At 69.6% G+C, this 25,670-nt stretch carries 24 protein-coding genes; 11 read left to right on the top strand and 13 right to left on the bottom strand.

What is annotated here, in order from left to right; all coding sequences use genetic code 11:
* The gene (locus OP04_RS12200; protein ID WP_033339667.1) at positions 1-1,161 is read left to right on the top strand and encodes a monooxygenase; all 1,161 of its coding nucleotides are present in this window, start codon (positions 1-3) and stop codon (positions 1,159-1,161) included.
* Here OP04_RS12200 and OP04_RS12195 read toward each other — a convergent pair.
* Positions 1,158-1,394 (bottom strand): hypothetical protein, encoded by a 237-nt coding sequence (locus OP04_RS12195; protein WP_033339666.1) that lies wholly within the window; start codon positions 1,392-1,394, stop codon positions 1,158-1,160. The two genes, OP04_RS12200 and OP04_RS12195, sit on opposite strands and share 4 nt — an antisense overlap.
* Positions 1,395-1,475: 81 nt before the next feature.
* Between OP04_RS12195 and OP04_RS12190 the strand changes: the two genes are divergently transcribed.
* Positions 1,476-2,423, top strand: a complete 948-nt coding sequence (locus tag OP04_RS12190) for a glycoside hydrolase family 16 protein (RefSeq protein ID WP_033339885.1) — start codon at positions 1,476-1,478, stop codon at positions 2,421-2,423.
* Positions 2,424-2,427: 4 nt separating this feature from the next.
* On the opposite strand, the gene OP04_RS12185 is transcribed toward OP04_RS12190, so the two are convergent.
* A complete protein-coding gene (locus OP04_RS12185) occupies positions 2,428-3,138 on the bottom strand; it encodes a GntR family transcriptional regulator (RefSeq protein ID WP_033339665.1) in 711 nt (236 codons plus the stop codon).
* Positions 3,139-3,322: 184 nt separating this feature from the next.
* Here OP04_RS12185 and OP04_RS12180 point away from each other — a divergent pair, with 184 nt between their 5' ends.
* The 5 genes from OP04_RS12180 to OP04_RS12160 all read left to right on the top strand — a co-directional run bounded on the left by OP04_RS12180 (position 3,323) and on the right by OP04_RS12160 (position 9,172).
* Positions 3,323-4,576 (top strand): sugar ABC transporter substrate-binding protein, encoded by a 1,254-nt coding sequence (locus tag OP04_RS12180; protein ID WP_051797645.1) that lies wholly within the window; start codon positions 3,323-3,325, stop codon positions 4,574-4,576.
* An 8-nt stretch (positions 4,577-4,584) separates the two neighbouring features.
* Positions 4,585-5,523 carry a carbohydrate ABC transporter permease gene (locus tag OP04_RS12175; protein WP_051797642.1) on the top strand — a complete coding sequence of 313 codons (939 nt, stop codon included), beginning with the start codon at positions 4,585-4,587 and terminating at the stop codon, positions 5,521-5,523.
* Entirely contained in the window at positions 5,520-6,338 is an 819-nt protein-coding gene (locus OP04_RS12170) for a carbohydrate ABC transporter permease (protein WP_033339664.1), read from the top strand. The genes OP04_RS12175 and OP04_RS12170 overlap by 4 nt, the downstream gene beginning before the upstream one ends.
* A gap of 31 nt (positions 6,339-6,369) precedes the next feature.
* The gene (locus OP04_RS12165; RefSeq protein ID WP_033339663.1) at positions 6,370-7,557 is read left to right on the top strand and encodes a carbohydrate-binding protein; all 1,188 of its coding nucleotides are present in this window, start codon (positions 6,370-6,372) and stop codon (positions 7,555-7,557) included.
* A gap of 76 nt (positions 7,558-7,633) precedes the next feature.
* Entirely contained in the window at positions 7,634-9,172 is a 1,539-nt protein-coding gene (locus OP04_RS12160) for a beta-N-acetylhexosaminidase (RefSeq protein WP_033339662.1), read from the top strand.
* Positions 9,173-9,245: 73 nt separating this feature from the next.
* Here OP04_RS12160 and OP04_RS12155 read toward each other — a convergent pair whose 3' ends face one another.
* From OP04_RS12155 to OP04_RS12135, 5 genes are all read right to left on the bottom strand, one after another.
* Positions 9,246-10,622: an NAD(P)/FAD-dependent oxidoreductase gene (locus OP04_RS12155; protein ID WP_408606742.1), complete on the bottom strand. Its 1,377-nt coding sequence runs from the start codon at positions 10,620-10,622 to the stop codon at positions 9,246-9,248.
* 120 nt (positions 10,623-10,742) lie between these two features.
* The gene (locus OP04_RS12150; RefSeq protein ID WP_033339660.1) at positions 10,743-11,516 is read right to left on the bottom strand and encodes an ABC transporter permease; all 774 of its coding nucleotides are present in this window, start codon (positions 11,514-11,516) and stop codon (positions 10,743-10,745) included.
* A complete protein-coding gene (locus tag OP04_RS12145; RefSeq protein WP_033339659.1) occupies positions 11,513-12,418 on the bottom strand; it encodes an ABC transporter permease in 906 nt (301 codons plus the stop codon). The genes OP04_RS12150 and OP04_RS12145 overlap by 4 nt, the downstream gene beginning before the upstream one ends.
* A 150-nt stretch (positions 12,419-12,568) precedes the next feature.
* Positions 12,569-13,696 carry an ABC transporter ATP-binding protein gene (locus OP04_RS12140; protein ID WP_033339658.1) on the bottom strand — a complete coding sequence of 376 codons (1,128 nt, stop codon included), beginning with the start codon at positions 13,694-13,696 and terminating at the stop codon, positions 12,569-12,571.
* Positions 13,697-13,726: 30 nt separating this feature from the next.
* Complete coding sequence (locus tag OP04_RS12135; protein ID WP_232323557.1) at positions 13,727-14,953, bottom strand: polyamine ABC transporter substrate-binding protein; 1,227 nt, start codon at positions 14,951-14,953, stop codon at positions 13,727-13,729.
* A gap of 182 nt (positions 14,954-15,135) precedes the next feature.
* On the opposite strand from OP04_RS12135, the gene OP04_RS12130 reads away from it, so the two are divergent.
* The 3 genes from OP04_RS12130 to OP04_RS12120 all read left to right on the top strand — a co-directional run bounded on the left by OP04_RS12130 (position 15,136) and on the right by OP04_RS12120 (position 18,417).
* Entirely contained in the window at positions 15,136-15,639 is a 504-nt protein-coding gene (locus OP04_RS12130) for an Lrp/AsnC family transcriptional regulator (protein WP_033339657.1), read from the top strand.
* 124 nt (positions 15,640-15,763) lie between these two features.
* Entirely contained in the window at positions 15,764-17,089 is a 1,326-nt protein-coding gene (locus tag OP04_RS12125) for an aspartate aminotransferase family protein (protein ID WP_033339656.1), read from the top strand.
* The gene (locus OP04_RS12120) at positions 17,089-18,417 is read left to right on the top strand and encodes an NAD(P)/FAD-dependent oxidoreductase (protein WP_033339655.1); all 1,329 of its coding nucleotides are present in this window, start codon (positions 17,089-17,091) and stop codon (positions 18,415-18,417) included. The genes OP04_RS12125 and OP04_RS12120 overlap by 1 nt, the downstream gene beginning before the upstream one ends.
* Positions 18,418-18,445: 28 nt before the next feature.
* Here the strand turns inward: OP04_RS12120 and OP04_RS12115 are convergent, their stop codons facing one another.
* The 5 genes from OP04_RS12115 to OP04_RS12095 all read right to left on the bottom strand — a co-directional run bounded on the left by OP04_RS12115 (position 18,446) and on the right by OP04_RS12095 (position 24,532).
* The gene (locus tag OP04_RS12115; protein WP_033339654.1) at positions 18,446-19,870 is read right to left on the bottom strand and encodes a hypothetical protein; all 1,425 of its coding nucleotides are present in this window, start codon (positions 19,868-19,870) and stop codon (positions 18,446-18,448) included.
* 13 nt (positions 19,871-19,883) lie between these two features.
* Entirely contained in the window at positions 19,884-21,098 is a 1,215-nt protein-coding gene (locus tag OP04_RS12110; protein WP_033339653.1) for a caspase family protein, read from the bottom strand.
* Between the two features lie 7 nt (positions 21,099-21,105).
* Positions 21,106-21,447 carry an effector-associated constant component EACC1 gene (locus OP04_RS12105; RefSeq protein WP_033339652.1) on the bottom strand — a complete coding sequence of 114 codons (342 nt, stop codon included), beginning with the start codon at positions 21,445-21,447 and terminating at the stop codon, positions 21,106-21,108.
* A 244-nt stretch (positions 21,448-21,691) separates the two neighbouring features.
* The gene (locus OP04_RS12100; RefSeq protein WP_232323556.1) at positions 21,692-23,839 is read right to left on the bottom strand and encodes a M6 family metallopeptidase; all 2,148 of its coding nucleotides are present in this window, start codon (positions 23,837-23,839) and stop codon (positions 21,692-21,694) included.
* A gap of 318 nt (positions 23,840-24,157) precedes the next feature.
* Positions 24,158-24,532: a DUF3499 domain-containing protein gene (locus OP04_RS12095; RefSeq protein WP_033339650.1), complete on the bottom strand. Its 375-nt coding sequence runs from the start codon at positions 24,530-24,532 to the stop codon at positions 24,158-24,160.
* A 250-nt stretch (positions 24,533-24,782) separates the two neighbouring features.
* On the opposite strand from OP04_RS12095, the gene OP04_RS12090 reads away from it, so the two are divergent.
* Complete coding sequence (locus tag OP04_RS12090) at positions 24,783-25,151, top strand: metallopeptidase family protein (RefSeq protein WP_033339649.1); 369 nt, start codon at positions 24,783-24,785, stop codon at positions 25,149-25,151.
* 73 nt (positions 25,152-25,224) lie between these two features.
* Here OP04_RS12090 and OP04_RS12085 read toward each other — a convergent pair whose 3' ends face one another.
* Positions 25,225-25,482: a WhiB family transcriptional regulator gene (locus OP04_RS12085; protein ID WP_033339648.1), complete on the bottom strand. Its 258-nt coding sequence runs from the start codon at positions 25,480-25,482 to the stop codon at positions 25,225-25,227.
* Positions 25,483-25,670 lie beyond the last annotated feature (188 nt).

Genomic DNA, 25,670 nt, shown 5'->3' with positions numbered 1-25,670 from the left:
GTGCTACACCGCAACAAGCCGGCCGTTGCCGTGCTCGCCGCACTACTCCTGCTGACCTCGGCCTGCGCCACCGCACAGAGCACCGAGAACACCGACACGGCCGCCCCGGCGCACGGCGGCCACGAGTACCAGTCGCCGCCACCCCCGGCGCCGCTGCGGGACGGCGAGCGGTTCCAGGAGCTCGCCATGCCGCGGCCCTACACGCCGAAGGCACCGGACGGCGCGACCGACGAGTACCGCTGCTTCATGGTCGACCCGGGCATCACCGAGCCCACGTTCCTGACCGGCAGCCAGTTCGCGCCGCAGAACCACGACATGGTCCACCACGCGATCTTCTTCCGGATGGAGCCGGCGGACGTCGCTGCCGCGGAGAAGCTGGACGCGTCCGAGGAGGGCGACGGCTGGCGCTGCTTCGGTGACGCCGGGGTCGGCGACGCGGCCTGGGTGGCCCACTGGGCGCCCGGCGCGAACGAGGTGCTGCTGAACGAGACGTTCGGCTACGAGATGCCGCCGGGCAGCCGCCTGGTGATGCAGATCCACTACAACCTGCTGGCCGCGGACGGCGCGTCCGGCGGCACGGACCAGTCCGGCATCCGGCTGCGACTGTCCGGCAAGAGCCTGACACCGCTGAACACCGCGCTGCTCACCGCGCCGATCGAGCTGCCGTGCACGCCGACGGAACAGGGCCCGCTCTGCGACCGGGCCGCCGCGGTGGCGGACGTGACGAAGCGGTTCGGCGCCCAGGCCGGTGAGACCGTCACCCGGCTCAACAAGGGATGCAACCAGGGCAGGGAGCCCGCGACCGGCCCGACGCAGAGCTGCACCCGGCCGATCGACACGCCGTTGACCGTGCACGCGGTCGCCGGTCACATGCACCTGCTGGGCCGCGCGATCTCGGTCGAGCTGAACCCCGGCACGCCGGGCGCGAAGAAGCTGCTGGACATCCCGGCCTACGACTTCGACGACCAGGCGATCCGCCCGCTGGCCGCGCCGGTCGACGTCAAGCCCGGCGACACGATCAAGGTGACCTGCACCCACGACGCCGGACTGCGCCAGCAGCTGCCGGCACTGCAGAAACTGCCGCCGCGGTACGTCGTGTGGGGCGAGGGCACCAGCGACGAGATGTGCCTCGGCATCCTGGTGGTGACCCGCTCCGACTAGTTCAGCAGCACGGCCGGCGCCCGCTCCGCCTCCACACCGACCGTGATGAACGTGCCGGTGCCGGACGCGGAGCGGGCGCCCCATTGCCCGGTCTCCCGGTAGACGGACACCTCGGCCCAGCGGAACACGTCCGGTTCCAGCACGGCCGCGAACGCGAGCGGGTCGTGCAGCAGCTTGCCCTCCGGCAGCCGGGCGCCGACCGGCACCGCGGGCAGGCCGAGCCGGGACAGCACCGTGCGTAGCCGCCCTAAACCATTCTTAGGAGACTCTAAAGGATCTTGACTCTGACAGCGGCCTCGACCACCGTGGCCCAGATGCGAGACACCTTTCGATCTTCCAAGATACGCGTGGGCGCGCTCGCCACGGCCGCCGCGCTCACCGCGGCAGGGGGCCTGATCGTCACCGGAAACGCACTGGCCGAGACCGCCGGCTGCGGCGTCTTCTTCGACGACTTCGGTTACGCCTCGACCGCGGACGCCGCGTTCACCGGCAACGGCTGGCGCACGCGCGACTACGCGGGCGGCCCCGGCGTGCCCGGCGCGACCTGGTCCGCCGCGAACGTGAGCTTCACCGATGTGGACGGTCAGCGCGTCGCCCAGCTGCGGGGATCCACGGACGGGACCGCGGGCGGCACCACGCAGGCGGAGTTCTACCAGGGCGAGCGGCGGTTCTTCGAGGGCACCTACGCGGCGCGGATCAGGCTCTCCGACACGCCGGTCAGCGGCCAGGACGGCGACCACGTGAACCAGACGTTCTTCGCGATGGGCCCGACGCAGCGCTTCGACTACGACCCGGACTACTCCGAGCTGGACTTCACGGAGTACCTGCCGAACGGCGGCTGGGGCACGGACGGCCCGGCCAACTACGAGACAAGCTGGAACGGGTTCAAGGAGGACCCGTGGGACCCGTACAACGCGAGCACGGCACAGGACGGCAGCCTGGCCGGCTGGCACACGATCGTGGGCCAGGCCGTGGACGGGCGCGTGACGTACTTCGTCGACGGCGAGCAGGTCGCGACGCACACCGTGGACGAGAAGGACGGCTCCCGGCCGGTCTCGCCGCGCGTGGAGATGGCGATCAACTTCAACCTGTGGTTCATCGACACGGCCGGGCACCGCGGCGACCGCGCGACGTACCAGGAGCACATCGACTGGGTCTACTACGCGGACGAGGAGGCCGTCGCGCCGGCCGATCTGGAGGCACGGACCGCCGCGTACCGCGCCGCCGGCACCGCGCACGAGGACACGCTCGGCGGCTGCTGACGTCTCACCCCGCGTCGTGGCCGAACGTCAGGTGCGTGGTGATCCGGTAACGGTCACCGCGGTAGATGGACCTGGCGAACTCGACGACCCGCCCCGACGTGTCCCGCGTCGTCCGCTCGAAGAGCAGAGCAGGGGCATGCAGCGGTACGCCGAGCAGCCGCGACTCCGCGTCGTCCGTCACCGTGGGCTCCGTCGTCTGGACGGCCCCGGTGACGACGACCTCGAACCGCATCCGCAGCAGCTGGTACAGCGACCCGGACTCCACGTCGGCCGGCTCCAGGCCGGGCACCAGCGTGGCGGGGATGCGGATGCGCTCGATCGCCATCGGCGCGCCGTCGACCACCCGTACCCGCTGGATGTAGAGCAGTTCCGAACTGGGCGACAGCTCCATCCGGCGGCCGAGGCGCGCACCGGCCGGCTCGACCCGGAAGTCGATCACCTCGCTGCGCCACTCGCCCTCCGCGGGCGGCACGTTGAAGTTTCCGGCGCTGGCAGGCGCGAGCTCCTGCGAGATCTTGCGCGGCGTGGTGAACGTGCCGCGCCCGTGACTGCGCACCAGTAGCCCGTCCCTGGCCAGGTCCTCGATGGCGGCGCGCAGCGTGGGCCGCGAGACGCCGAACTGCTCGCTGAGGTTCCGCTCGGACGGCATCATCTCCCCGGGTCGGCTGCCGTCGATCAGCTCCCGGAGCAGTTCCCGGATCTCGGCCCGCTTCATGATTGGCACTATACCAACCGGTCGCGTTCATTATTTACCAGTGGTCAACCTTTCAGGCCGCAAAAACGGGCAAAGCTCACCCTAAGCGATCCATATAAATCTGTGAAGAGCCTTGACTTTAACCAGTGGTTAGACCAGCGTTACTCCCCAACGCGAGACACCCTCACCCCCAGGGGAGCACATCGTGATAAAGACCCTGACCCGTCGACGCGCGCTCGGCGCCGCGCTCGCCGCGATCACGCTCGGCACGGCCGCGGCCTGCGGCGGGGCCGAGGCCGAGGACGGCCCGGCCACGCTGAACGTCTGGCTGATGAAGGACTCCGCGCCGGACGCGGTGCTCCAACAGGTCAACACCGAGTTCCAGAACGCGCACCCGGGCGTCACCGTCTCCGTCCAGATCCTCGAGTGGGACGGCCGGGACGTGAAGTGGAAGACCGCGCTGGCCAGCGACACCCCGCCGGACGTACTGGAGATGGGCAACACGGACGTGCTGGCCTACGCCGCGTCCGGCGGCCTGACGGACCTGACCGGGCGCGAGTTCGAGAACCAGGCGACCTGGCTGCAGGGCCTGACCGAGGCCGGCAGTTACGAGGACAAGCTCTACGGCGTCCCCTACTACGGCGGCGACCGCGTGGTCATCTACCGCAAGGATCTGTGGCAGAAGGCGGGGCTGTCCGCCGAGCCGACCACGCTGGCCGAGCTGAAGGCCGCCGGCGAGAAGCTCCAGCAGTCCGGCGGAGCCGATTTCTCCGGCCTCTACTTCCCGGGCCGCTACCAGTACGCGGCGCTGCCGTTCCTCTACGACACCGGCGGCGTGATCGCGACCCGCAACGGCGAGAAGTGGGCCGGCGCGCTCTCCTCCCCGCAGGCGCAGGCCGGGCTGACCAACTGGGCCGACCTGGTCAAGGCCGTGTCGAAGGCCCCGGCGGACACGGACGAGACGAACCTGCCGGACGTGCTGGCGCAGGGCAGGACCGGCATGATCATCGGCCAGGCGTGGATGGTCGGCTCGATCGGCAAGGAGCACCCGGAGCTGGCGGACCAGCTGGCCGCGTTCCCGGTGCCGGGCACGGCCGGGCCGATGCCGGTCTTCCTCGGCGGCTCCAACCTGGCGTCCGCGGCCGCGAGCCGGCACCAGGATCTGGCCTACGACTGGATCAAGCTGATGACCGGCACCAAGTACCAGACGGTGCTGGCCCAGGGCGGCCTGCTGCCGAACTCGACCAGCCTCTCCGGCGCGGTCACCGGCATCACGAAGATCCAGATGGACGCGGCCGCGAAGAGCTGGTTCACGCCCACCTCGACGAAGTGGTCCGATGTGGACAACGCGCAGGTACTGATGGACATGCTGCAGTCGATCGCCGCCGGTGACGCCACCGTCGCGGAGGCCACGAAGAAGGCCGACGAGCAGATCAACCAGATGCTGAACGCGGCCTGACCACGCCGATGACCACCACCCTCGCGCCGCCGGAGCCACCGACCGCGACCACGGTCGCGCTCGCGAAAAAACGGCAGATAACGCCATATATCCTGCTCATCCCCGCCACCGTCGTCGTCTTCGCGACGCTGCTCTACCCGGTCGGGCGGATGGTCGCGCTCAGCTTCCAGCGAGGGAACCTCGGCGACCTGATCGCCCGGCGCACGGTCTGGGTCGGCCTGGACAACTACCGGTCCGTCCTCACCGACCCGGTGTTCTGGACCGTGCTACCGCGTACCGTCGGATTCGCCGCGGTCTGCGTGGCACTGACCCTGATCGTCGCCACCGGCTGCGCGCTGCTGCTCCAGCACGCCAGCCGGTGGGCCCGGGTCACGCTCTCGGTCGGCATGGTGATCGCCTGGGCCACGCCGGTGCTGATCGGCGCCGTCATCTTCAAGTGGCTCTTCGACGCCGAGTTCGGCGTGGTGAACTGGCTGCTCACCGCGTCCGGGCTCTGCGACTGCGGGCACCGGTCCTGGCTGGGCGACCAGTGGTCCGCGTTCGCGGTGCTGGTGTCGATCGTGGTGTGGGGCGCGGTGCCGTTCGCCGCGCTCTCCATCTACGCCGGGCTACTCACGGTGCCGCCGGAGCTGGCCGAGGCCGCGCGGGTGGACGGCGCGAGCGCGTCCCGCATCTTCTGGCGGATCACGTTCCCGCTGCTGCGGCCGATCTACGCGATCCTCATCGTGCTCTCCGTCATCTGGGACACGAAGGTCTTCCCGCAGGTCTGGCTCACCACCAAGGGCGGGCCGTACCAGGGCACCGTGATGCTGGGCGTCTACATCTACCAGAAGGGCATCGTCGGCTCGCAGTTCGGCGTCGCGTCCACGATCGCGGTGCTGATGACGGTCATGCTGCTCGGCCTCTCCTGGATCTACATCCGGGCGATGCGCGAGGAGGCCCGATGAGGACCCGCGCGTTCGTCAACACGGCCTGCGTGCTGCTCGCGGCGCTGTTCGTCTTCCCGGTCTACTGGATGGCCTCGACCGCGTTCAAGCCGGACCGGGACATCATCAGCGACCCGCCGACGTTCCTGCCCTGGCCGATCGAGTTCGGGCACTTCGCCCGGGTGCTCGGCGACGCCGCGTTCTGGGACGCGCTGCGCAGCTCGCTCACGGTCACCGTGTCCGTGGTGACCGGCGGCACGCTCGTCGCGCTGCTGGCCGCGGTCGCGCTGGCCCGCTTCACGTTCCGCGGCCGGACCGGGTTCGTGCTCGCGCTGATCATCGTGCAGATGATCCCGGGCGAGGCGCTGTTCATCCCGTTCTACCTGACGCTGCGCGAGGCCCACCTGCTCGGGCAGCTGACCGGGCTGATGCTGGTCTACCTGTCGATCACGGTCCCGTTCACGGCCTGGATGCTGCGCGGTTTCGTCGCGTCGATCCCGTTCGACCTGGAGGAGGCCGCGGCCGTCGACGGCGCCACCCGCTGGCAGACGTTCTGGCGGGTGCTGTTCCCGCTGGTCGCGCCCGGCCTGCTGGCCACCTCGATCTTCTCGTTCATCACGGTCTGGACCGAGTTCACGTACGCGTACGTGCTGATCAACGACCCGAAGAACTACCCGCTCCCGATCTACATCCAGTCGTTCATCGGCCGCGACGACGTCGACTACGGGCCACAGATGGCGGTCGCCTTCCTGTTCACGCTCCCGGTCGTCGTCTTCTTCCTTGTGGTTCAGCGGCGGGCCGTCGCCGGCATGAGCGCCGGCGCGGTCAAAGGCTGACATCCCTCCTCAACCCCCAGGAGAAAAAACCATGAAAACCCCATCGAGGGTACGAACGGGAGCGCTCGCCGCTGCCGCCCTGGTGACCGTGGCCGGTGGCCTGGTCGTCACCGGGAACGCGACCGCATCGGCCGCCGCCGCGTGTGGCGTGCTGTTCGACGACTTCAACTACACGTCGCCGTCCGACTCCGCGTTCACCGGCCACGGCTGGACCGCGCGCAGCAACGCCGGCGGTCCGGGCGTGCCCGGCGCGTCCTGGTCCGCGTCGAACATCTCGTTCCCCACCGTGGACGGGCAGAAGGTCGCGCAGCTGCAGGCGTCCACGGACGGCACCGCGGCCGGCACCACGCACGCGGAGTTCCTCCAGAACCAGCTGCGGTTCTTCGAGGGCACCTATGCGGCGCGAATAAAGTTCTCCGACGCGCCGGTCAGCGGCCCGGACGGCGACCACATCAACGAGACGTTCTTCGCGATCGGGCCGGCCCAGCGCTTCGACTACGACCCGCTCTACTCCGAGCTGGACTTCTCGGAGTATCTGCCGAACGGCGGCTGGGGTGTCACCGGCTCGATCAACTACCAGACCAGCTGGAACGGGTACAAGGAAGAGCCCTGGGACCCGTACAACGCGCACTCCCAGCAGACCGGCAGCCTCGCCGGCTGGCACACCGTGGCCGGGCAGGTCGCGAACGGGCACGTGAAGTACTTCATCGACGGCGTGCAGGTCGGCGACCACACGGTGTCCGAGAAGGACGCGTCCTGGACGGTCTACCCGCGCGCGGCCATGTCCATCAACTTCAACCTGTGGTTCATCGACCTGGCCGCGCACAACGGCGGCCGGGCCACGTACCAGGAGCACGTGGACTGGGTCTACTACGCGAAGAACGAGTCCGTCTCGCCGGCGGACCTGACCTCGCGGACCGCGGCGTACCGCAGCGCCGGCACCACCCACCAGGACACGATCAGCACCGGCACCGGCTGCTCCACCGGCCCGACCACGACGCCCACCACGGCACCGCCGACGACCACCCCTCCCACCACCACGCCGCCGACCACGCCGCCGCCCACCTCGTGCGCGGGCGCGAACCCGTGGGCGTGGGGCACGGTCTACCTGGCCGGTGACCGCGCGACCCACAACGGGCACCTGTGGCAGGCGAACTGGTGGACGCAGGGCTCCGAGCCCGGCCTCACCGCCCAGTGGCGCGACCTCGGCACCTGCTGAATCACGCTCGCCCGCGCCGCCCCTTCCCTCACCATGGAAGGGGCGGCGTCACACACCCTTCGTCAGTGGAGGCCTCATGCTGATCCCCCGTCCCGTCTCGATCTCGGACAGCGCCGGGTCGTTCGCGCTCACGCCCGCGACCGCGATCCACGCGCCGGACGCGCCCGAGGTCGCCGCGCTGCTCCGCGAGCTGCTCACGCCGGTCACCGGCCTGCCGCTGCCGGACGCGGCCGAGCACGGCCCGCACACGATCGCGCTGCACGTCGACCCGGGCGCCACCGACCTCGGCGCGGAGGGCTACCGGCTGGACGTGGCCCGCACCGGCGTCACCGCCGTCGCCACCGGACCGGCCGGGCTCCGCTGGGCCGTGCAGGCGTTCCGGCAGCTGCTCCCGGTCGCCGCGTTCGCGCGCGGCCCGGCCGATGCGGCCTGGACCGTCACGCCGGTGTCCGTCGTGGACACGCCGCGCTATCCGTGGCGCGGGCTGCTGCTGGACGTGGGCCGCTGGCACAAGCCGGTCGCCTGGCTGCGCACGGTCGTCGACCTGCTGGCCATGCACCGGATGAACGTGCTGCACCTGCACCTGACCGAGGACCAGGGCTGGCGGTTCGAGGTGCGGAAATATCCACGGCTGACCGAGGTCGGCGCGTTCCGCCGCGCGTCGCCGGCCGGGCACGAGACGGACAACGCCAGCGACGACACCCCGCACGGCGGCTTCTACACCCAGGACGAGCTGCGCGATCTCGTCGCCTACGCGGCCCGGCGCGGCGTCACGATCGTGCCGGAGATCGACCTGCCCGGCCACATGCAGGCCGCGATCGCGGCGTACCCCCGGCTGGGAAACGACCCGGAGAACCCGCCGGAGGTGTGGACGCGCTTCGGCGTCAGCACCCGCGTGCTCAACGTGGCGGACGAGACGGTCGCGTTCGTCAAGGACGTGCTCGACGAGCTGATGGACGTCTTCCCGAGCCCGTGGATCCACCTCGGCGGCGACGAGGTCCCGCTCGACGAGTGGCAGGCCAGCCCGGAAGCGGCCCGGCGCATCGCCGCCGAAGGGCTGGACGGCGCCGGTGACCTGCTCGGCTGGTGGATCCGCCAGGTCGCGGCGCACGTGACGGCCGCCGGGCGGCGGCCGGTGCTGTGGGACGAGCTGGTCGGGCAGTCCGCGCCCGCGGACGCGATCGTGATGGCCTGGCGCGGTCACGACCGGATCGCGGACGGGCTGCGCGACGGCCACGACGTGATCGCCACGCCGCACGAGCACCTGTACCTGAACTACCCCGCGTCCGACGCGCCGGGCGAGCCGCTGTCCATCCGCGACGGATATCCGGACCCGCACGGGCCGACGACGCTGGACAGCGTCTACGCCTACCGCGCGGAGCCGGCCGGCCTGCCCCAGGAACTCGCGTCCCGCGTGGTCGGCGTGCAGGCGAACATGTGGTGCGAGTACGCACCCACGGCGGAACGCGCGGAATATGACCTGCTCCCGCGCCTGGCCGCGGTCGCGGAGGTGGCCTGGGGCGCCACCACCGACCCGGCCGCGTTCCGCACCCGCCTGGCCACCCACGTCCGCCGCTTCGACGCGGCCGGCCTCACGTACCGGCCCCTCGACTAGGTTTCGCCCGGCGTGACCACCCACGAATCCCGCGGCCCGCGGGGGCGTGCGGCCGGTGACCACGCCGGATTTTTCAGCCCATCCCGAGCCGGTTCATGGTGCGCAGCCACAGGTCGGGCTGCCCCTCGCGATCGTCCGCGCGGGCCATGGACCGGCGGGTCAGCGCGATGCCGAGTGAACGGGCCGGTTCCGGCGGGAACGGGACCGGCCCACGGCGCACGGAGGCGAGCTCGACCAGCTCCGTGCGCCGGCCGCTGAGCAGGTCCAGACTGACCCGCGCGGCGAACCGGGTGGCGGAGACGCCCAGGCCGGTGAAGCCGGCCGCGTAGGCGACCCGGCCGGAGTAGGCCGTGCCGTGGAACGCGAAGTACCGCGTGCAGGCGTCCACCGCGCCACCCCACTTGTGGCTGAATCGCACGCCGTCGAGCTGCGGAAACGTACCGAAGAAGTGCTGTGCCAGGGTGTGGAACGACCGCGGGCGCTGGGACAGGGCCGGGGCCATCCGGCCACCCGCGTGGTGGATCGGCTCGTAGCCGCCGAACAGGATCCGCCGGTCCTCCGTCATCCGGTAGTAGTGGAACCGGTTGCCCAGGTCGCGCACACCCTGCCGCTTCTTCCAGCCGACCGAGGCCAGCTGCGCGCCGGTCAGCGGCTCGGTCATCAGCGCGTAGTCGTAGACCGGCGTGACGAAGTGCCGCAGGCGGCGCAGCAGCGGCGGGAACGCGTTCGTGGCCAGGATCGCCTTCCCCGCCCGGACGCGGCCGTGCGCGGTGGTCAGCAGCACGGCCGGGCCGTCGTCGGTCAGGCCGGTCACCCGGGTGTGCTCGAAGATCCGCACGCCCAGGTCCAGGCAGACGCGGCGCAGGCCCCAGGCGAGCCGGGCCGGATCCACCAGCGCGGTGCCCCGCCGGTCCCAGGCCGCGTAGAGGTAGGTCGGCGAGTTGACCTCGGCGCGCACGGTGGCGGAGTCGAGCAGGCGCACGGTCCGGCCGTACGCCATGGCCAGCATCGCCTGCTCCGCGAGCTGCGACACCTGGTACGCCTCGGTCGCCACCTTCAGCTCGCCGGAGCGGAGGAAGTCGCAGGCGATGCCGTGCCGCGACACGGCCGCCTCGATCGCGTCCAGGTTCTCCGTGCCGAGCTGCTCCAGCCGGGCGAGCGCGTCCGGGAACCGGTTGCGGCCGTTCTCGAGCCCGCCGGTCAGGCTGGTCGCGCAGAAGCCGGCGTTGCGGCCGGACGCGGCCCACCCGCAGGTCCCGGCCTCCAGCAGGACCACGTCCGTCGACGGGTCGTCCTGCTTCGCCAGCAGCGCGGCCCACAGCCCGGCGTAGCCGCCGCCGACGATGGCCAGGTCGGCGTCGCGGGTGCCGGACAGCGGCGGGAGCGGGTCCGGGCGGTCCGGGCGGTCCAGCCAGTACGGGACCGGTTCCGCGTCGGTCAGCGCTCGCATCATGCCGCCGCCTCCGCTTCGCTCCGGCGTCGGCATGAGTTATGGCACTGAGCTGCTGATTCGCTCGCAAGCTCGCTCATGCCACCTCCGCCGCGCATCCGAGCAGGTCGGCACGCTTTCTCATGCCGCCCGGCGCCGATTGATGATCTCGCCGGCCACCACGATAAGCACCGCGATCAAGAACATGGCCGTGCCGATCACGTTGACCTGCGGCGGGATGCCACGCTGGGCCGCGCCCCACACGTACATCGGGAACGTGACCGTGGTGCCGGAGTTGAAGTTCGTGATGATGAAGTCGTCGAACGACAGCGAGAACGACAGCAGCGCGGCCGCCACGATCCCGGGCGCGACCAGCGGCAGCGTGATCCGGTAGAACGTCTGCCACTCGCCGGCGTAGAGGTCCATCGCGGCCTCCTCAAGCCGCGGATCAAGCCCGGCCAGCCGCGCCTTCACGGTCACCACCACGAACGACACGCAGAACATCACGTGCGCGACGACCACGGTCCAGAAGCCGAGCGACACGCCACCGGCCACGAACAGCGCCAGCAGCGACGAGCCCATCACCACCTCGGGCGTGGCCATCGGCATGAAGATCAGCAGATTGGTCGCGTCCCGGCCGCGGAACCGGTGCCGGGCCAGCGCGAACGCCATCAGCGTGCCGAGCACGGTCGCGATCAGCGTGGCCAGCAGCGCGATCTCGATGCTGCGGCCGACCGCGTCGCACATGTCGCCGGGGCCGCACGGGTTCGCCCAGTTGTCCAGCGTGAACCGGTGGAAGTCGTACGACAGGCGGCTGGACGGCTCGTTGAACGACAGCGCGGCCACCACGAAGATCGGCAGGAAGAGGTAGAGCAGGACCAGCAGCCCGGTCACCAGCACCCAGTGACGCCTCACAGGATCTCCTCGGTGCCGGACCGGCGCACGTACACGAACACGACCAGCAGCACCACGGCCATCAGCAGGAACGAGAGCGCGGCCGCCTGCGGGTAGTCCAGCCGGACCAGGAACGCGGAGTCGATCACGTTACCGATCATGTACTCCCGCGGCGTGCCGAGCAGCTCCGCGTTGATGTAGTCGCCGGTCGCCGGGATGAACGTCAGCAGCGTGCCGGCCACCACGCCGGGCATGCTCAGCGGCAGCGTGACCTTCCAGAACGTGCTGACCGGGCCGGCGTAGAGATCACCGGCCGCCTCCAGCAGGCGCTGGTCGAGCCGTTCCAGGCTCGCGTAGAGCGGCAGCACCATGAACGGCAGGAAGTTGTAGACCAACCCCATGATCACCGCGGTCGGCGTGGCCAGCAGCCGGCCGTCCGCGCCCAGCAGGTGCAGCGTGCGCAGCGCCTCGACCAGCGGGCCGTTGTCCGACAGGATCGTCTTCCAGGCCAGCGTGCGGATCAGGAAACTGGTGAAGAACGGCGCGATCACGCCGACCAGCAGCACGTTCTTCCACCGGCCGGCCCGGTGCGCGATCGCGTAGGCCAACGGGTAGCCGAGCAGCAGGCAGATCGCGGTGGCCACGGCGGCGTACCCGAGTGAGCGCAGGAAATGCCATTTGTAGGCGTCGAGCGCTTCGGGGTAGTTGCCGAAGGACCACGTCATCGCGTACCCGGTGGACAGCGAGCCGGTCGGGTCGTAGAGGCTGGTCGCGCCGAGCTGCACCAGCGGCAGGGCGAAGAAGAGCAACAACCACAGACCCGCAGGCAGCAACAGGAGGTACGGCAGCCAGGCGCGCCCCGTCTTCTGCGGCGGTTCGTTCTGTTTCGATCCCGTCCCCGCACCGATCGCCGCGACGCTCATGCCGCCTCCTCCGCTTCGCTCCCCCGTCGGCATGAGTCAAGGCGCTGAGCTGATGATTCGCTCGCAAGCTCGCTCATGCCGCCTCCTCCGCTTCGCTCCCCCGTCGGCACGAGTCAAGGCACTGAGCTGATGATTCGCTCGCAAGCTCGCTCATGCCCGCTCCTCCACCAGCGCATGCGTCGCGTCGCCGGCGCCGTCCAGACGGTCGAGCAGGAACGCGTGCGCCGGGTTCCACGCCACCGTGACCTCGGCGCCGGGCGGGAGGCTGCCGCCGAGGCCGGAGTTCGGCGCGAAGACGGACAGCTCGGTGTCCCAGGCGGTCCGGACCAGGTACTGCGTGCTGACGCCGACGTAGGAGGAGTCGGTGACGGTGCCGGTGAGGTGCTGGAACCCGGACGGCACGTCGGCCTCGGACGTCACCAGATGCAGCTTCTCCGGTCGTACCCCCAGATAGATCTTGTCGCCGGTGGCCCGGGAACGCGCGGCCGGCACCGTGAAGCGCGACCCGTGCGCCGTGATCGACAGATCGTCGCCGCTGCGCGCGAGGCCGCCGGTCCCGGCCAGCAGGTTGGACTGGCCGAGGAAGTTGGCCACGAACGGCGTCGCCGGGAACTCGTAGATCTCCGCGGGCGCGCCCAGCTGCTCGATCCGCCCGTCGTTCATCACCGCGACCGTGTCGGCCATCGTCATGGCCTCCTCCTGGTCGTGCGTGACGTGCACGAACGTGATGCCGACCTCGGTCTGGATGCGCTTGAGCTCGATCTGCATCTGCCGGCGCAGCTTGAGGTCGAGCGCGCCGAGCGGCTCGTCCAGCAGCAGCACCTGCGGGTGGTTGATCAGCGCGCGGGCCAGCGCCACCCGCTGCTGCTGCCCGCCGGAGAGCTGGTGCGGGCGGCGGCCGCCGAAGTCGTCCAGCTGCACCAGCGACAGCATCTGCTCGACCTGCGGCGCGACGTTCTTCACGCCCTTGCGCCGCAGGCCGAACGCGACGTTCTCGGTGATGCTCAGGTGCGGGAAGAGCGCGTAGCTCTGGAACACGGTGTTGACCGGCCGCTGGTACGGCCGCAGCCGGGTGATGTCCGTGCCGCCCAGCGTGACCTGCCCGGCGGACGGCTCCTCCAGCCCGGCCACCATCCGCAGCGTGGTGGTCTTGCCGCAGCCGGACGCGCCGAGCAACGCGAAGAACGCGCCCTGCGGCACGGTCAGCGTCAGGTCGTCCACCGCGGTGAACGGCCCGAAGCTCTTGGTCACGTTCGTCAGGCGCAGATCGCCGCTCATCCTCGCTCCGTCTTCTGGAATTCTCGGTGGTCAGGCGCCGACGACGGCCCGGAACTTCTGCTCGTACGCCTTCTCGGTCGCCTCGTCGAGCGCCATGAAGCCCTTGGCCTTCGACGTGACGGTCTCGTCCGGGAAGATGAGCGGGTTGGCCGCGAGCTCGGGGTCGATCTTCTCCGCCTCGGCCCGCGCGCCCTCGACCGGGCAGATGTAGTTGACGTACAGCGCGACCTCGGCCGCCACGGCAGGGTCGTAGTAGTAGTCGATGAGCGCCTCGGCGTTGCCCTTGTGCGCCGCCTTGTTCGGCACCTGCAGGTCGTCCGAGAACAGGATCACGCCGGACTCCGGCACGACGAACCGCACCTTCTCGTTGTCCGCGGAGAGCTGGTAGACGTCGCCGGACCACGCCATGCAGGCCGCTATGTCGCCGCCGGCCAGCTCGGTCGTGTAGTCATTGCCGGTGAACCGGCGTATCTGCCCGGAGTCGACGGCCTTCTGCAGCTTGGCGAGCGCGTCGTCGAACTGCGCGGCCGTGAAGTGGGACGGGTCGTGCCCGTTCGACTGGAGCAGCAGGCCGATCGTGTCGCGCATCTCGGAGAGCGCGGTGACCCGGCCCTTCAGGTCCGCGCGGGTCAGCAGCTCGTCCACGGTACGGATCTCGCCGGTCACGTCTCCGTTGTAGGCGATGCCGGTGAGCCCGGCCTGCCACGGCACCGAGTACTCCCCCGCGGGGTCGAAGGTGCGGTTCCGCAGCGACGGGAGCAGGTTCTTCTCCACGGCCGGCATCTTCGCCCGGTCCAGCTTCTGCAGCCAGCCGAGGCGGATCAGCCGCGCCGCCATCCAGTCGGTCAGCACGATGAGGTCGCGGTCGGTGGGCTGGCAGGCCGCGAGCTGGTTCTGCACCTTGCCGAAGAACTCGTTGTTGTCGTTGATGTCCTCGGTGTACGTCACCGCGATGCCGCTCTTCGCGGTGAATCCGTCCAACGTGGGCCGCTTGGACTCGTCGTTCTCGTCGACGTCGATGTAGAGCGGCCAGTTGGAGAACGCGAGCGTCTTCTCGGTGCCGGAGACGTCCTCGCTGACACAGCTCTCCGCGGTCTGCGTCTGTCCTTTCGTGCCGCACGCGGCCAGCGCGCCACCGGCGGCGACCAGTGCGGACGAGGCCAGCGTGCCCCGCATCAGCGTCCGCCGGGAGAGGGAGAGGGTGGAGATGACCGCAGACGCCTCCGGTGACATCGGCGCACGGGGGGTCTTACGCATTCACGGCTCCTACGTAAAGGGGTATGCCGGAAGGGGGAATACCACCGGCGGGCCGGCTTAGATTAGACGACCGGCGATCATACGCAAGATCGACTCTGACCAGGGATTCCGTTGCGAAACTGTCGCCTGGCAACGAAATACCGCACACTCTTCGTCGTAACGGTTACGAGGGAGGCTGCCGCATGGCCCATGGCGCACCGGCGGGCAATGGTCGCCGAATCACCATCCGTGACGCGGGCCACCCGCTGCTCGACGACGTTGCCAAGCAGATCATCGAGCAACTGCAGCAGGACGGGCGGCGGCCGTACGCGGCGATCGGCAAGGCGGTCGGGCTGTCCGAGGCCGCGGTCCGCCAGCGGGTGCAACGCCTGCTCGACGCCGGCGTCATGCAGATCGTGGCCGTCACCGACCCGCTCCAGCTGGGATTTCCGCGCCAGGCGATGCTCGGCATCCGTACCACCGGGGACCTCCAGGTGATCGCGGACCGGATCGCCGAGCTGGTGGAGTGCAGCTACGTCGTGATCACCGCGGGATCGTTCGAGATCCTCGCGGAGGTGGTCTGCCGCAATGACGATCATCTGCTCGAGATCCTCCAGCGGATCCGGGCGGTGGAGGGCGTGCTCTCCACCGAAGCGTTCGTCTACCTCAAACTACGGAAACAGACTTATTCCTGGGGTACGGCGTAGTTGCGGATACCGTAGGAAAAATCGGTCAGCCCCCACTGTTTTCGTTGCCTCTGGCGCTTGCTTGGCGCGGATTTCGTGTGCGATAACGGTGGTGACCGCTTTGCGTACTCCCTTGGGGCTGATCATGGACCATCTCTGGATGCACTTCACCCGGATGGCCGGCCACGACGCTCCGGTCATCGTGCGCGGCGAGGGCTGCTACGTCTGGGACTCCCGCGGCCGCCGCTACCTCGACGGCATCGCCGGCCTGTTCACCGTCAACGCCGGGCACGGCCGCACCGAGCTGGCCGAGGCCGCGGCCAAGCAGGCGGCCGAGCTGGCCTACTTCCCGATCTGGGGCGTCGCCCACCCGGGCGCGATCGCGCTGGCCGAACGCATCGCCGCGCTCGCGCCCGGCGACCTGAACCGCGTCTTCTTCACCACCGGCGGCTCCGAGGCGGTCGAGACCGCGTGGAAGCTGGCCCGCGCCTACTTCCGGAAGACCGGGAAACCGGCCAAGCACAAGGTGATCAGCCGCCATCTCGCGTACCACGGGACCACGATGGGCGCGCTCGCGATCACCGGCCTGCCCGCGATCAAGGCGGACTTCGAGCCGCTCGTCCCCGGCGGCATCAAGGCCGCGAATACGAACATCTACCGCGCGCCCGTGCACGGCGACGACCCGGCCGCGTTCGGCGCCTGGGCCGCGGACGAGATCGCGCGCGCCATCGAGCGCGAGGGCGCGGACACGGTCGCGGCCGTCTTCCTCGAACCGGTGCAGAACGCGGGCGGCTGCTTCCCGCCGCCGCCCGGCTACTTCCAGCGCGTCCGTGAGATCTGCGACCGGTACGACGTGCTGCTCGTCTCCGACGAGGTGATCTGCGCGTGGGGCCGGCTCGGCGACTGGTTCGGCGCCCAGCGCTACGGCTACCGGCCGGACATCATCACCACCGCGAAGGCGCTCACCTCCGGCTACTCACCGCTCGGCGCCGTCATCGCGGACGACCGGCTGATGGAGCCGTTCCTGCGCGACGGCGCCGCGTTCCTGCACGGCATCACGTTCGGCGGGCACCCGGTCTCCTGCGCGGTCGCGCTCGCCAACCTGGACCTGCTGGCCCGCGAGGATCTCCACGGGCACGTCCGGACGCACGAGGCCGCGTTCCGGGCCACGCTGGAGCGGCTGCACGACCTGCCGATCGTCGGCGACGTGCGCGGCGACGGCTACTTCTACGGGATCGAACTGGTCAAGGACAGGGCGACCCGGGAGACGTTCACCGACGACGAGTCCGAGCGGCTGCTGCGCGGGTTCCTCTCCGACGCGCTCCTCGACGCCGGCCTCTACTGCCGCGCCGACGACCGCGGTGACCCGGTCGTGCAGCTCGCGCCGCCGCTGACCGCGGGCCAGACCGAGTTCGACGAGATGGAACGTATCCTGCGTTCCGTGCTCACCGAGGCTTACACCCGCATCTGATGGACGTCTCGTTCTGGATGTCCACCGTGGACGACGACCTGACGCCCCGGCCGCCGCTGCCCGGTGACCGGGACGTCGACGTCGCGATCGTCGGCGCCGGCTACACCGGCCTGTGGACCGCGTACTACCTGGCCAAGGCGGATCCGTCACTGCGCATCGCGGTGCTGGAGAAGCAGATCGCCGGGTACGGCGCGTCCGGCCGCAACGGTGGCTGGTGCTCCTCGCTCTTCCCGGCCTCCGCCGCCGCGATCGCCCGGCGGCACGGGCGCGACGCCGCGCTCGCACTCAGGCACGCGCTGGAGGACACGGTCGACGAGGTCGGCCGCGTCGCCGAGGCCGAGGGCATCGACTGCCACTGGGCCAAGGGCGGCAGCCTCACGCTCGCCCGCACCCCGGTCCAGCTGTCCCGCGCCCGCGCCTCCGACGACCCCGTCCTCCTGACCGCGGCCGAGGCCTCGGCCCGCTGCGGCGCGTCCGGCGTGCTCGGCGGCACCTGGACACCGCACTGCGCCGCCATCCACCCGGCCCGTCTGGTCCGCGGCCTGGCCCGCGCGGTCGAACGGCTCGGCGTCACCGTCTACGAGCACACGCCCGTGATCGCGCTGCCGCCCGGCGAGGCGGTCACCGCGCACGGCCGGGTCCGCGCGGACGTGGTGGTCCGCGCCACCGAGGGCTACACGGCCACGCTCCCGCGGGGCCGCCGCGTCACCGCCCCGATCTACTCACTCATGATCGCCACCGCACCGCTGCCGCCGTCGTTCTGGGAGACCGCCGGGCTGGCCGCCCGCGAGACGTTCAGCGACTACCGGCACATGGTCATCTACGGCCAGCGGACCGCGGACGACCGGCTCGCGTTCGGCGGCCGCGGCGCGCCGTACCACTTCGGCTCCCGGGTCTCGCCCTTGTTCGACCGCGACGAGCGGGTCTTCGCCGCGCTCGCCGCCACGCTCCGCGACCTCTTCCCCGCGCTGCCACCCGACGCGGCCGTCACGCACACGTGGGGCGGCCCGCTCGGCGTCGCCCGGGACTGGCACGCCTCCGTCGGCCTCGACCGCGGTTTCGCCTGGGCCGGCGGCTACGTCGGCGACGGCGTCGGCACCAGCAACCTGGCCGGCCGCACGCTGGCCGACCTCATCCGCGGCGAGTCCACCGCCCTGACCCGGCTTCCCTGGGTCGGCCACCGCTCCCCACGCTGGGAACCGGAGCCACTGCGCTGGCTCGGCATCAACGCCGGCCTCACCACCATGTCCAGCGCCGACGCCGCCGAGTCCCGCTCCGGCCGCGCGTCCCGTCGCGCCGCCCTCTTCTCCCGCCTCCTCGGCGGCTGACACCGATGACGCCGGTCTCCCGGTCTCATCAGGTGAAGTCCTGGCGCCCCCGCACCACCGGCGCATCGTGGATCATCTTGTTGATCACCAGATCGTTGATCGCGGGACCCACGAAACCCACTCGGTTCGGTTCCGCGCTCAGCGCTTTGAGGCTGGTCAGCCCTTCCATCCGGCCCGCGAGCGTCGACCGCTTCCGCAGATCCAGCATCATCCTGGCCTGGTCGTCGTCGAAGCGGGCCCACCCGGTCGACACGCGCAGGTCGTCATCGCCCAGCGAGGTGATCGCGTCGAAGAGCGTGTCGATGGGGTACCTCGATCGGCGCCACATGTACGACCGGGTCTTCAGGTTCTTCACCTGCGGGCTCACCGAGGTGGGGTCGAACCACAGCTCATCGCAGGGCTTGCGGGCGAAGTCGGCCGGCCAGGAGTCGAGCCAGTCGAGGAACAGCCCCGCTGTCCAGTCGTACGGGTCCCCTTCGGAGAGAATGACCAGGTCCACGTCGAGCCCGCCGAGGTCGCTCCGCTCCCGGCCGACGATCTCCAGCACCTCGTCGAAGATGCTCTGCAACGACTCGAGCGTCAGACGGTGCCGCGCACGGAGGTACTCCATCAGGTAGTCAGCCGCCTCCAGCAACTCCGAGTCCCCGTGCCCCTCCCAGACCTCGTGGAATCCCTTCATCCGGCTCAAGCCGACGACCTGCGGTGCCTTCATCGTCGACACCACGCGCTCGACGTAGAGGATGCCGCCCGGGTTCTCGGACAGCAGCAGGTTGGCCGGGCTGGGATAGGTCCGGAAATGGCCCAGTAGGTCCGGGACCTCGTACTTCCCCTTCATGTGCCGCTCGAGTACGGCGACGCAGTCCTCGCAGAAGCAGTTGAGTTCGATCCGGCCGTTGGTCGACGACATCGGCCAGATGTTGACCACGTCGAAGACCAGCCCCCGGAGCCTCGGCGTGTTCTCCATCGTCAGGCTCGCGAGCGCGTCCGTGGCCAGCAGCACCGCCTCCGCGACGATCTCGGAGATCAGCTCCCGGCATCCGTTCTTGGTCATGCAGGTGAGCCGCGCGGTGTCGCCCACGCTGTCGACGACCAGGAGCGGGTTCGCGCTCACGAAGCTGACCGACGGCGCCACCAGCAGATAGATGTCCAGTCCTTGCTCACCGAAGTCGTAGACCGCCTTGGCAAAGTCCACGATCGGCGCACGCGCCTGCTGCACGTCAGGGTCGACAGCCCGGCTCAGCGGCAGCTCGCAGGGGTTGTCGAAGTAGACGCCGTCCGACGCCAGAACCGGAATCACCACGGCCTTGGGTGACATGCCCCACGACTCGGTGAAATCCTGAACGATCTGCTCCGCGGAGCGGTAGGCCAGGAAGTTGAGGACCGGCAGATCGAGGATGGCCTCGCGGGCGTGTTCCACGACGCCGGCCTTATAGCCTTTCGAGCGGGTCGCCATTGATGAATTCCTTTCACATTGCGATACGGATGATGAGCTTCGGCCCGTCCTGCCTGATGAGCCCGACCTCAAGGGCGGCATTGATCTGTTCCTGCAGTTCGTCATCGGAGTAGCGCAGCCGGGCAGCCGCGTTCCTGACGAACGTGCTGCGAAAGATGTGGACGATCCCCGCGCGGTTCTCCTTGGCGTCCGCCACACCCGCCTGAATGACGGCGCGGAGCCCGCTCCACTCCTCCGCACCACGCACCCGGTTGAGCTTGCGCTCGGGAGAGAGCGAGTTGAGCTTCTCCATCTTCAACGGCTCGACCGGTGCCAGCTCTGGCGCCGGTATCGCCACCGGCGACGGCTGCTGCCGAGTCCTGAAATGCGCGATCACGTCGTCACCGGGCCATTTCTCCACCTCGCGGAGCCTGTCGAACAGCGTGCTCGCGCATGGCCCGGCGGGCACGAAGCCCTCCTCCCGCAGGCCCAGATAGGCGAGCGGGACGCCGCCCTGACGTTCCTGAAGGATCGAATGTTCCGGAGTGGAGGAGGTCATGTCCGGAAAGATCTGTGCGTACTCATCAAGGAGGAATCGAGTGAAGTCCACGAGTGGCCCCGCTCGGACGACACCCTCCTGATCGACGGGAATTCCTTCTCGGATCGCGTAGGCAAGCGCAGACGTGAAGATCGAGTAGTAGGTGCCGTTACCTCCGGGATCGGGCCGCTCGAAGGTCCGCTCCGTGGCGGATGAAGCACTGATGATGCTGATGCCGTCGCCGGCCAGCCGGGAGAACCCTGGCTCGGCCGGCTCTCCCTCGGGATTCGCGCCGCCCTTCGCGAAACGCAGACCGGACCGGCAGGTATCGAGAATGACCGTCTTGGACCGCGTCTTGTAGTACTCGATAGCCCACTTCAGGAACGACTCCGAAAGACCGGTCGCCTTCAGAAACTGCCGTTCGGTGTCCGTCAGCGCGTAGAAGTACTCGTCGGCGAAGCGTGCGCCATGGCCGCTGAAGTACAGCAGCACATCGTCCCGGCGCGACCCGCGCAGGAACCGTTCTATCTCCCGGCGGACCTTCGTCAGCGGCTCGTTCACCATGAGGTCGATCGAGTCGAACCTCGTATACGGCATCTGCAGCAGATCCTGCACCATCAGCGCATCCGAGACCGGGGACCGCAGCGGCCCAAGTCCGTTCACCGCATCCGAATAGTCGTCCGTGACCACAAGAAGCGCAGAGCGGGCCACGACGGGCTCAGTCCTCGAGAATGCGGCGCACGATCCGCTCGGCCTCGGCAGGAGAGACCTGTTCGATCTCGACCTCCACATCGCCGTGTCTGATCAATACGCTCGCGGTACGCCGCCTGCCGAGAAATTCCGCGACCGCCAGAATCAGTGGCGGGCCGATCTGTTGCACGACCTCCAGCACCACGGCGAGATCCACCGTGGACTTCACACCGGGCTCCGGCACCGCGTTCCGGGTGCTCAGCCGGCAGTCGGCACCTTCCTCGGTCAACTGCCGGGTCAGGTCAAGCCACTCGCTCAAATAGGCCGGGTCCTCGGATACGACAGACATCGTCAGAACCGTCTCAGCCATGCCTGGTCCTCCGTCGCAATGATCGCCGAACCGGGCTGTCGCCCGACGACATCATCCCGACGATCACATCCGGAACGCTGTGGACCGATGACCACTTCTGCCGGCCGATCATCGGCGCGTAGACGACGATCGAGAAGGAATCGCACGACACATCCCGAAGCTGAGGTGCGTACGGCCGGTCCCGCCCATGAAGAAGCCCCCGGGCCGAGTGAACGGTCCGGGGGCCTCGGTCAGCGCGGAACGCTTACGACAGCGGTGCCCCGCCCGGCTGGGCGGTGCCGTTCACCGTGAGCGAGTACGGCGCGTACTGCTGGATCTGCTCGGTGGGCTCGTCGTAGGCGACGACCGCGACCACCTTCGGGAAGGCGGCGAGCAGCAGCAGGGACAGCTGGCCGAGCTTCAGGGAGGTCTTCCCGTCGTACTCGAACTGCCAGGTGATGCCGTGGGCCTCGTCGATGCCGATCAGCCTGACGTTCCAGTTGTCGACCGCGGTCGGGGAGATCTCGGTCGGCGAGTCGAACGGGTCGAGGCTGGAGCCGTCGCTGATCGCCGTGCCGCCCACCGCGATGTCGTCGACGAGGAGACCGCCCTCGTTGACGCCGCCGTCGGACACATAACGGATGTTGATCAGCACGGACGTGCCGGCGTACGCCGACAGGTCGTAGCTGTGCGGCGTGAAGCCCTCGGTCGAGCCGTTGAGGCCCGGCCCGAGCGGCCCGTCGACGGTCTTGTCACCGGGGACGACGGTGTAGGTCTTGCCACCGTCCGTGGAGACCGAGACGTAGCCGTAGTCGTAGCCCTCCTCGGCACCGTACTTCGCGAGGAAGCTCAGCGTCGGGGAGCCGGCCGGCACCGCGGCCTCGAAGACGGCGGCCGCGTCGGTGTTGTTCGCGTTGCCGGAGAACAGCACCGGGTTGCCGGCGCGGTCGGGGTCGTTGCTGACGACCGTCCAGGCCAGCGGCACCGTGGGCAGCGTCTTCGCGCCGGTGAACTGCAGCGAGCGCAGGTCCTTGCCCTTGAGCGCCTTGCCGTTGCGGTCCTGGAGCAGCACGTAGTCCGCGCCGTTCGGGGCCGCGCCGGGGGTGGCGTAGGACGCCGGGTTCGCCAGGTTGACCGTGGAGTTGAGGCTCGCGCTGGTCACCCGGTTCTTCGGGACGCCGAGCGAGACGCCCCAGCGGCCACCGACGATCTTGTCCAGCAGCACCATCGACTGGTAGTCGTGGATGAGCTGGTAGACGTCCTTGACGCCCTCCTTCTTCGCCAGCGCCGCGACGCTGGCGATGCCCTGCAGGTCCTTGTCCTGGTGCAGCGCGGTCAGGAAGTCCGCGCCGTACCGGTCGTGGAGGAACTGCATGAACTCGAAGGCGTTGCCGTAGTCCGCGAGGACCGCGGCCGCGTTGCTGCTCTCGCCCCAGAGATTCAGTGAGTTCTCCGGGCCGCCGCAGTCGCGCGGATTCGCGTTGAAGTCCGTCTTCACCGGGCCGAAGCCCTGGAAGCAGACCAGGTGACCGTCCTGGCCGGCCTCGTACACCGTGGCGGCCGTGTTCGAGTAACCCACGAGGTACATGGCGTAGTCGGACAGGCCCTCGTTGACCCACGTCGTCTCGTTCGGGTCGACGTAGGACAGCAGCAGGTGCTGCCACTCGTGCGCGAACGTGCCCTCGTAGGCCCGCGGCCGCGCCGGGCGGCTGGTGCAGACGTCGTCGGTCGGCTCGTTGGCCGGGTCGGCACCGGTGCGGTGCGCCCAGTCGAACGCGTCAATCGTCATGACGTTGCGGTCGGTGTAGTCGTTGATCGCCGACGAGAAGAAGCCGGCGATGTACGTGCTGGCGGCCGGGAAGTCGTAGTAGTTGTCGTCCCGGACGTTGTCGACCAGCGTGACGGTCTTGTCGCCGTCACCGCCGAAGTCGAAACCGCCGAGCGCGGCACCCGATCCGTCACGGTCCGGCGGCGTGCTGAACGCCGCGGTCTCCTTCGGGAACATGTTGGTGTCGAACTCGGTGATCAGGCCGTTGACCTGTGCGTCCGTCACCACGGTCGCGCCGGTGGGGTTGCGGCAGTCGCCCTCGGGGAAGAGGGTGTCGTTCGCGACCCAGACCTCGATCTTGTCGCCCACGCCGCGAAGCGTGAACTCCTTCAGGTAGTAACCCTGGGTGTCGTCGAGCGCGACCCAGGTCCGGACCGTGCCGACCGGCGGGGTGGCGGCCGCGGTGACCGCGGGCGCGCTCTTCCGGGACGCGGACGGCGGGATGTCGAACGTGAAGCTCTTGGCCTTCTCCTGGTCCAGCTCCCGCATGTCGCTGGCGTAAGGCGTGATCGTCCCGCCGGGCTCGGCCGACGCGGGTTGCGCCGGAAGCAGGGCCACAAGCGGCAGGGCCGTTATGACGGCCACCGCTCCTCGGACATGGCTGCGTGCCATGAAGCTCCCTTCGGAGGGGTATTGTCCGGTCGGCATCGATCTGACGCTTGGGCCTGAGTCATCCCGGGGACGACCCCGGACCCCGAAAAACATCGATCGCCGAACCGTTCGTGACCCTACGCCGAAGGCGGGATCATGACCCGTCCACAGAAAGCTTCAAGGGAAATCCCGGCCAACGCCATTTGAACAAAACCCCAAAAAGGGCATACAGGGGGTACGCCTTTGGCCGGTCAGGGGTGGGCAGCGGGGAGTACGCCCGAGAGCGCACCATTTTCAGCAGGAAAGCGAAGGTCAGGCAGGCGGAATGACGCGCAGGTGACCGCGACGACCGGTCTGCGGTCCGGGCTGACCCGGCGTCTTCTTCTGCTCGTGCTCGTCCGGCCGCGGCGCGACCGGGCGGGCCGCCTCGCGCACCGCCTCGGCGAGCGCCAGAAGATCGTCCGACGTCGGCGGCGGCGGCGTGAACTCGCCCTCGTGCCGCACCAGCTCCCAGCCGCGCGGCGCGGTCAGGCTGCGCGCATGCGGCTCGCACAGGTCATAGGTGTGCGGCTCGGCGAACGCGGACAGCGGCCCGACCACGGCCGTGGACTCCGTGTAGACATAGGTCAGCGTTGCGACGGCCTGCCGGGGGCAGCCGTTCCGGGAGCAACGCCGTGGTGACCTCACGGCAGAACGTTATCTCTCTTACCCGGTCCGCGCCCGCGCGCGCGAACGCGACACGCCGCACACCCGATGATCACGATTCGGCGACACGCGGGGAACGGTCGTGCCCGGGGCGCACCACGCGCCGCTCCGGCGGGTCTACCCTGGGTGCGTGACCGACCGGACAAGCCCAGCCGTCTCCGGGCCGACCAGCGCCGGGCCCGGCCGTCGTCCCCGCCGTGACCGCCACGGTCGCGGGCTGCGCGGCCGCCTGGTGCCCGCCACCGTGCCGCTGGCCCGTACGAAGGCGGAGATCTTCGACGACCTGGTGCTGGACACGGTCGAGGGCCTGGAGCGCCGCTACGCGAAGGAGCTCGCCGGCGTCGAGTTCGCGGTCGAGGACGTGCCGCCGGATCTGAACGTCTACGACAGCGACGTGCTGGAGGACGGCGAGGTCCCGCTGGCGCGGCTGCTGCCCGGCCGCCCCGGCCGGCAGGAGGTCCCGCCGCGGATCGTGCTCTACCGCCGGCCGCTGGAGTTCCGCGCGATGGACCGCGAGGATCTGGCCGACCTGGTGCACGACGTGATCATCGAGCAGGTGGCCAACCTGCTGGGCGTCGACCCGGACGAGCTCTCCTCGTAAACCCCGACGAGCGCCCCCCGGCGGGCCCGTCCGGCCGACTTCGTCTACAACGTCGTCAATCGCTTCGCGCGGGTCAGGCCGCGCGGCGCTTCAGCTTGCGGCGCTCCCGCTCGGAGAGCCCGCCCCAGATCCCGAACCGCTCGTCGTGGCCGAGCGCGTACTCCAGGCACTCGCCCTTGACCTCGCAACGGCCGCAGATCCGCTTCGCCTCACGCGTCGATCCCCCCTTCTCCGGGAAGAACGCCTCCGGGTCGGTCTGCGAGCACAGTGCCCGCTCCTGCCACTCCGGCGCGTCCCCGAGCAGGTCGGCCACTTCCACTTGGCCGTCCATCAACGTGCCTCCTCTGTCGCCGGCGGGATTCGCCGGCTGATCCCCCACGCGGAAGCGTGTCCAGCTACGTACGTACCACACCCCGTTCCGCCATCTGACAGTTACTGTCTGAAAGACGGTCTACTGTCCGATTAGCGGCAATCCGTTCGCACAACCCCATCGAAATTACACGCGTGTTGTGCGTGCGT

The organism is Catenuloplanes japonicus (assembly GCF_000717135.1).
Lineage (GTDB): Bacteria > Actinomycetota > Actinomycetes > Mycobacteriales > Micromonosporaceae > Catenuloplanes > Catenuloplanes japonicus.
The sequence above is the reverse complement of the archived record's forward strand: the minus strand, read 5'-3'. Positions and strand labels throughout refer to the sequence as shown.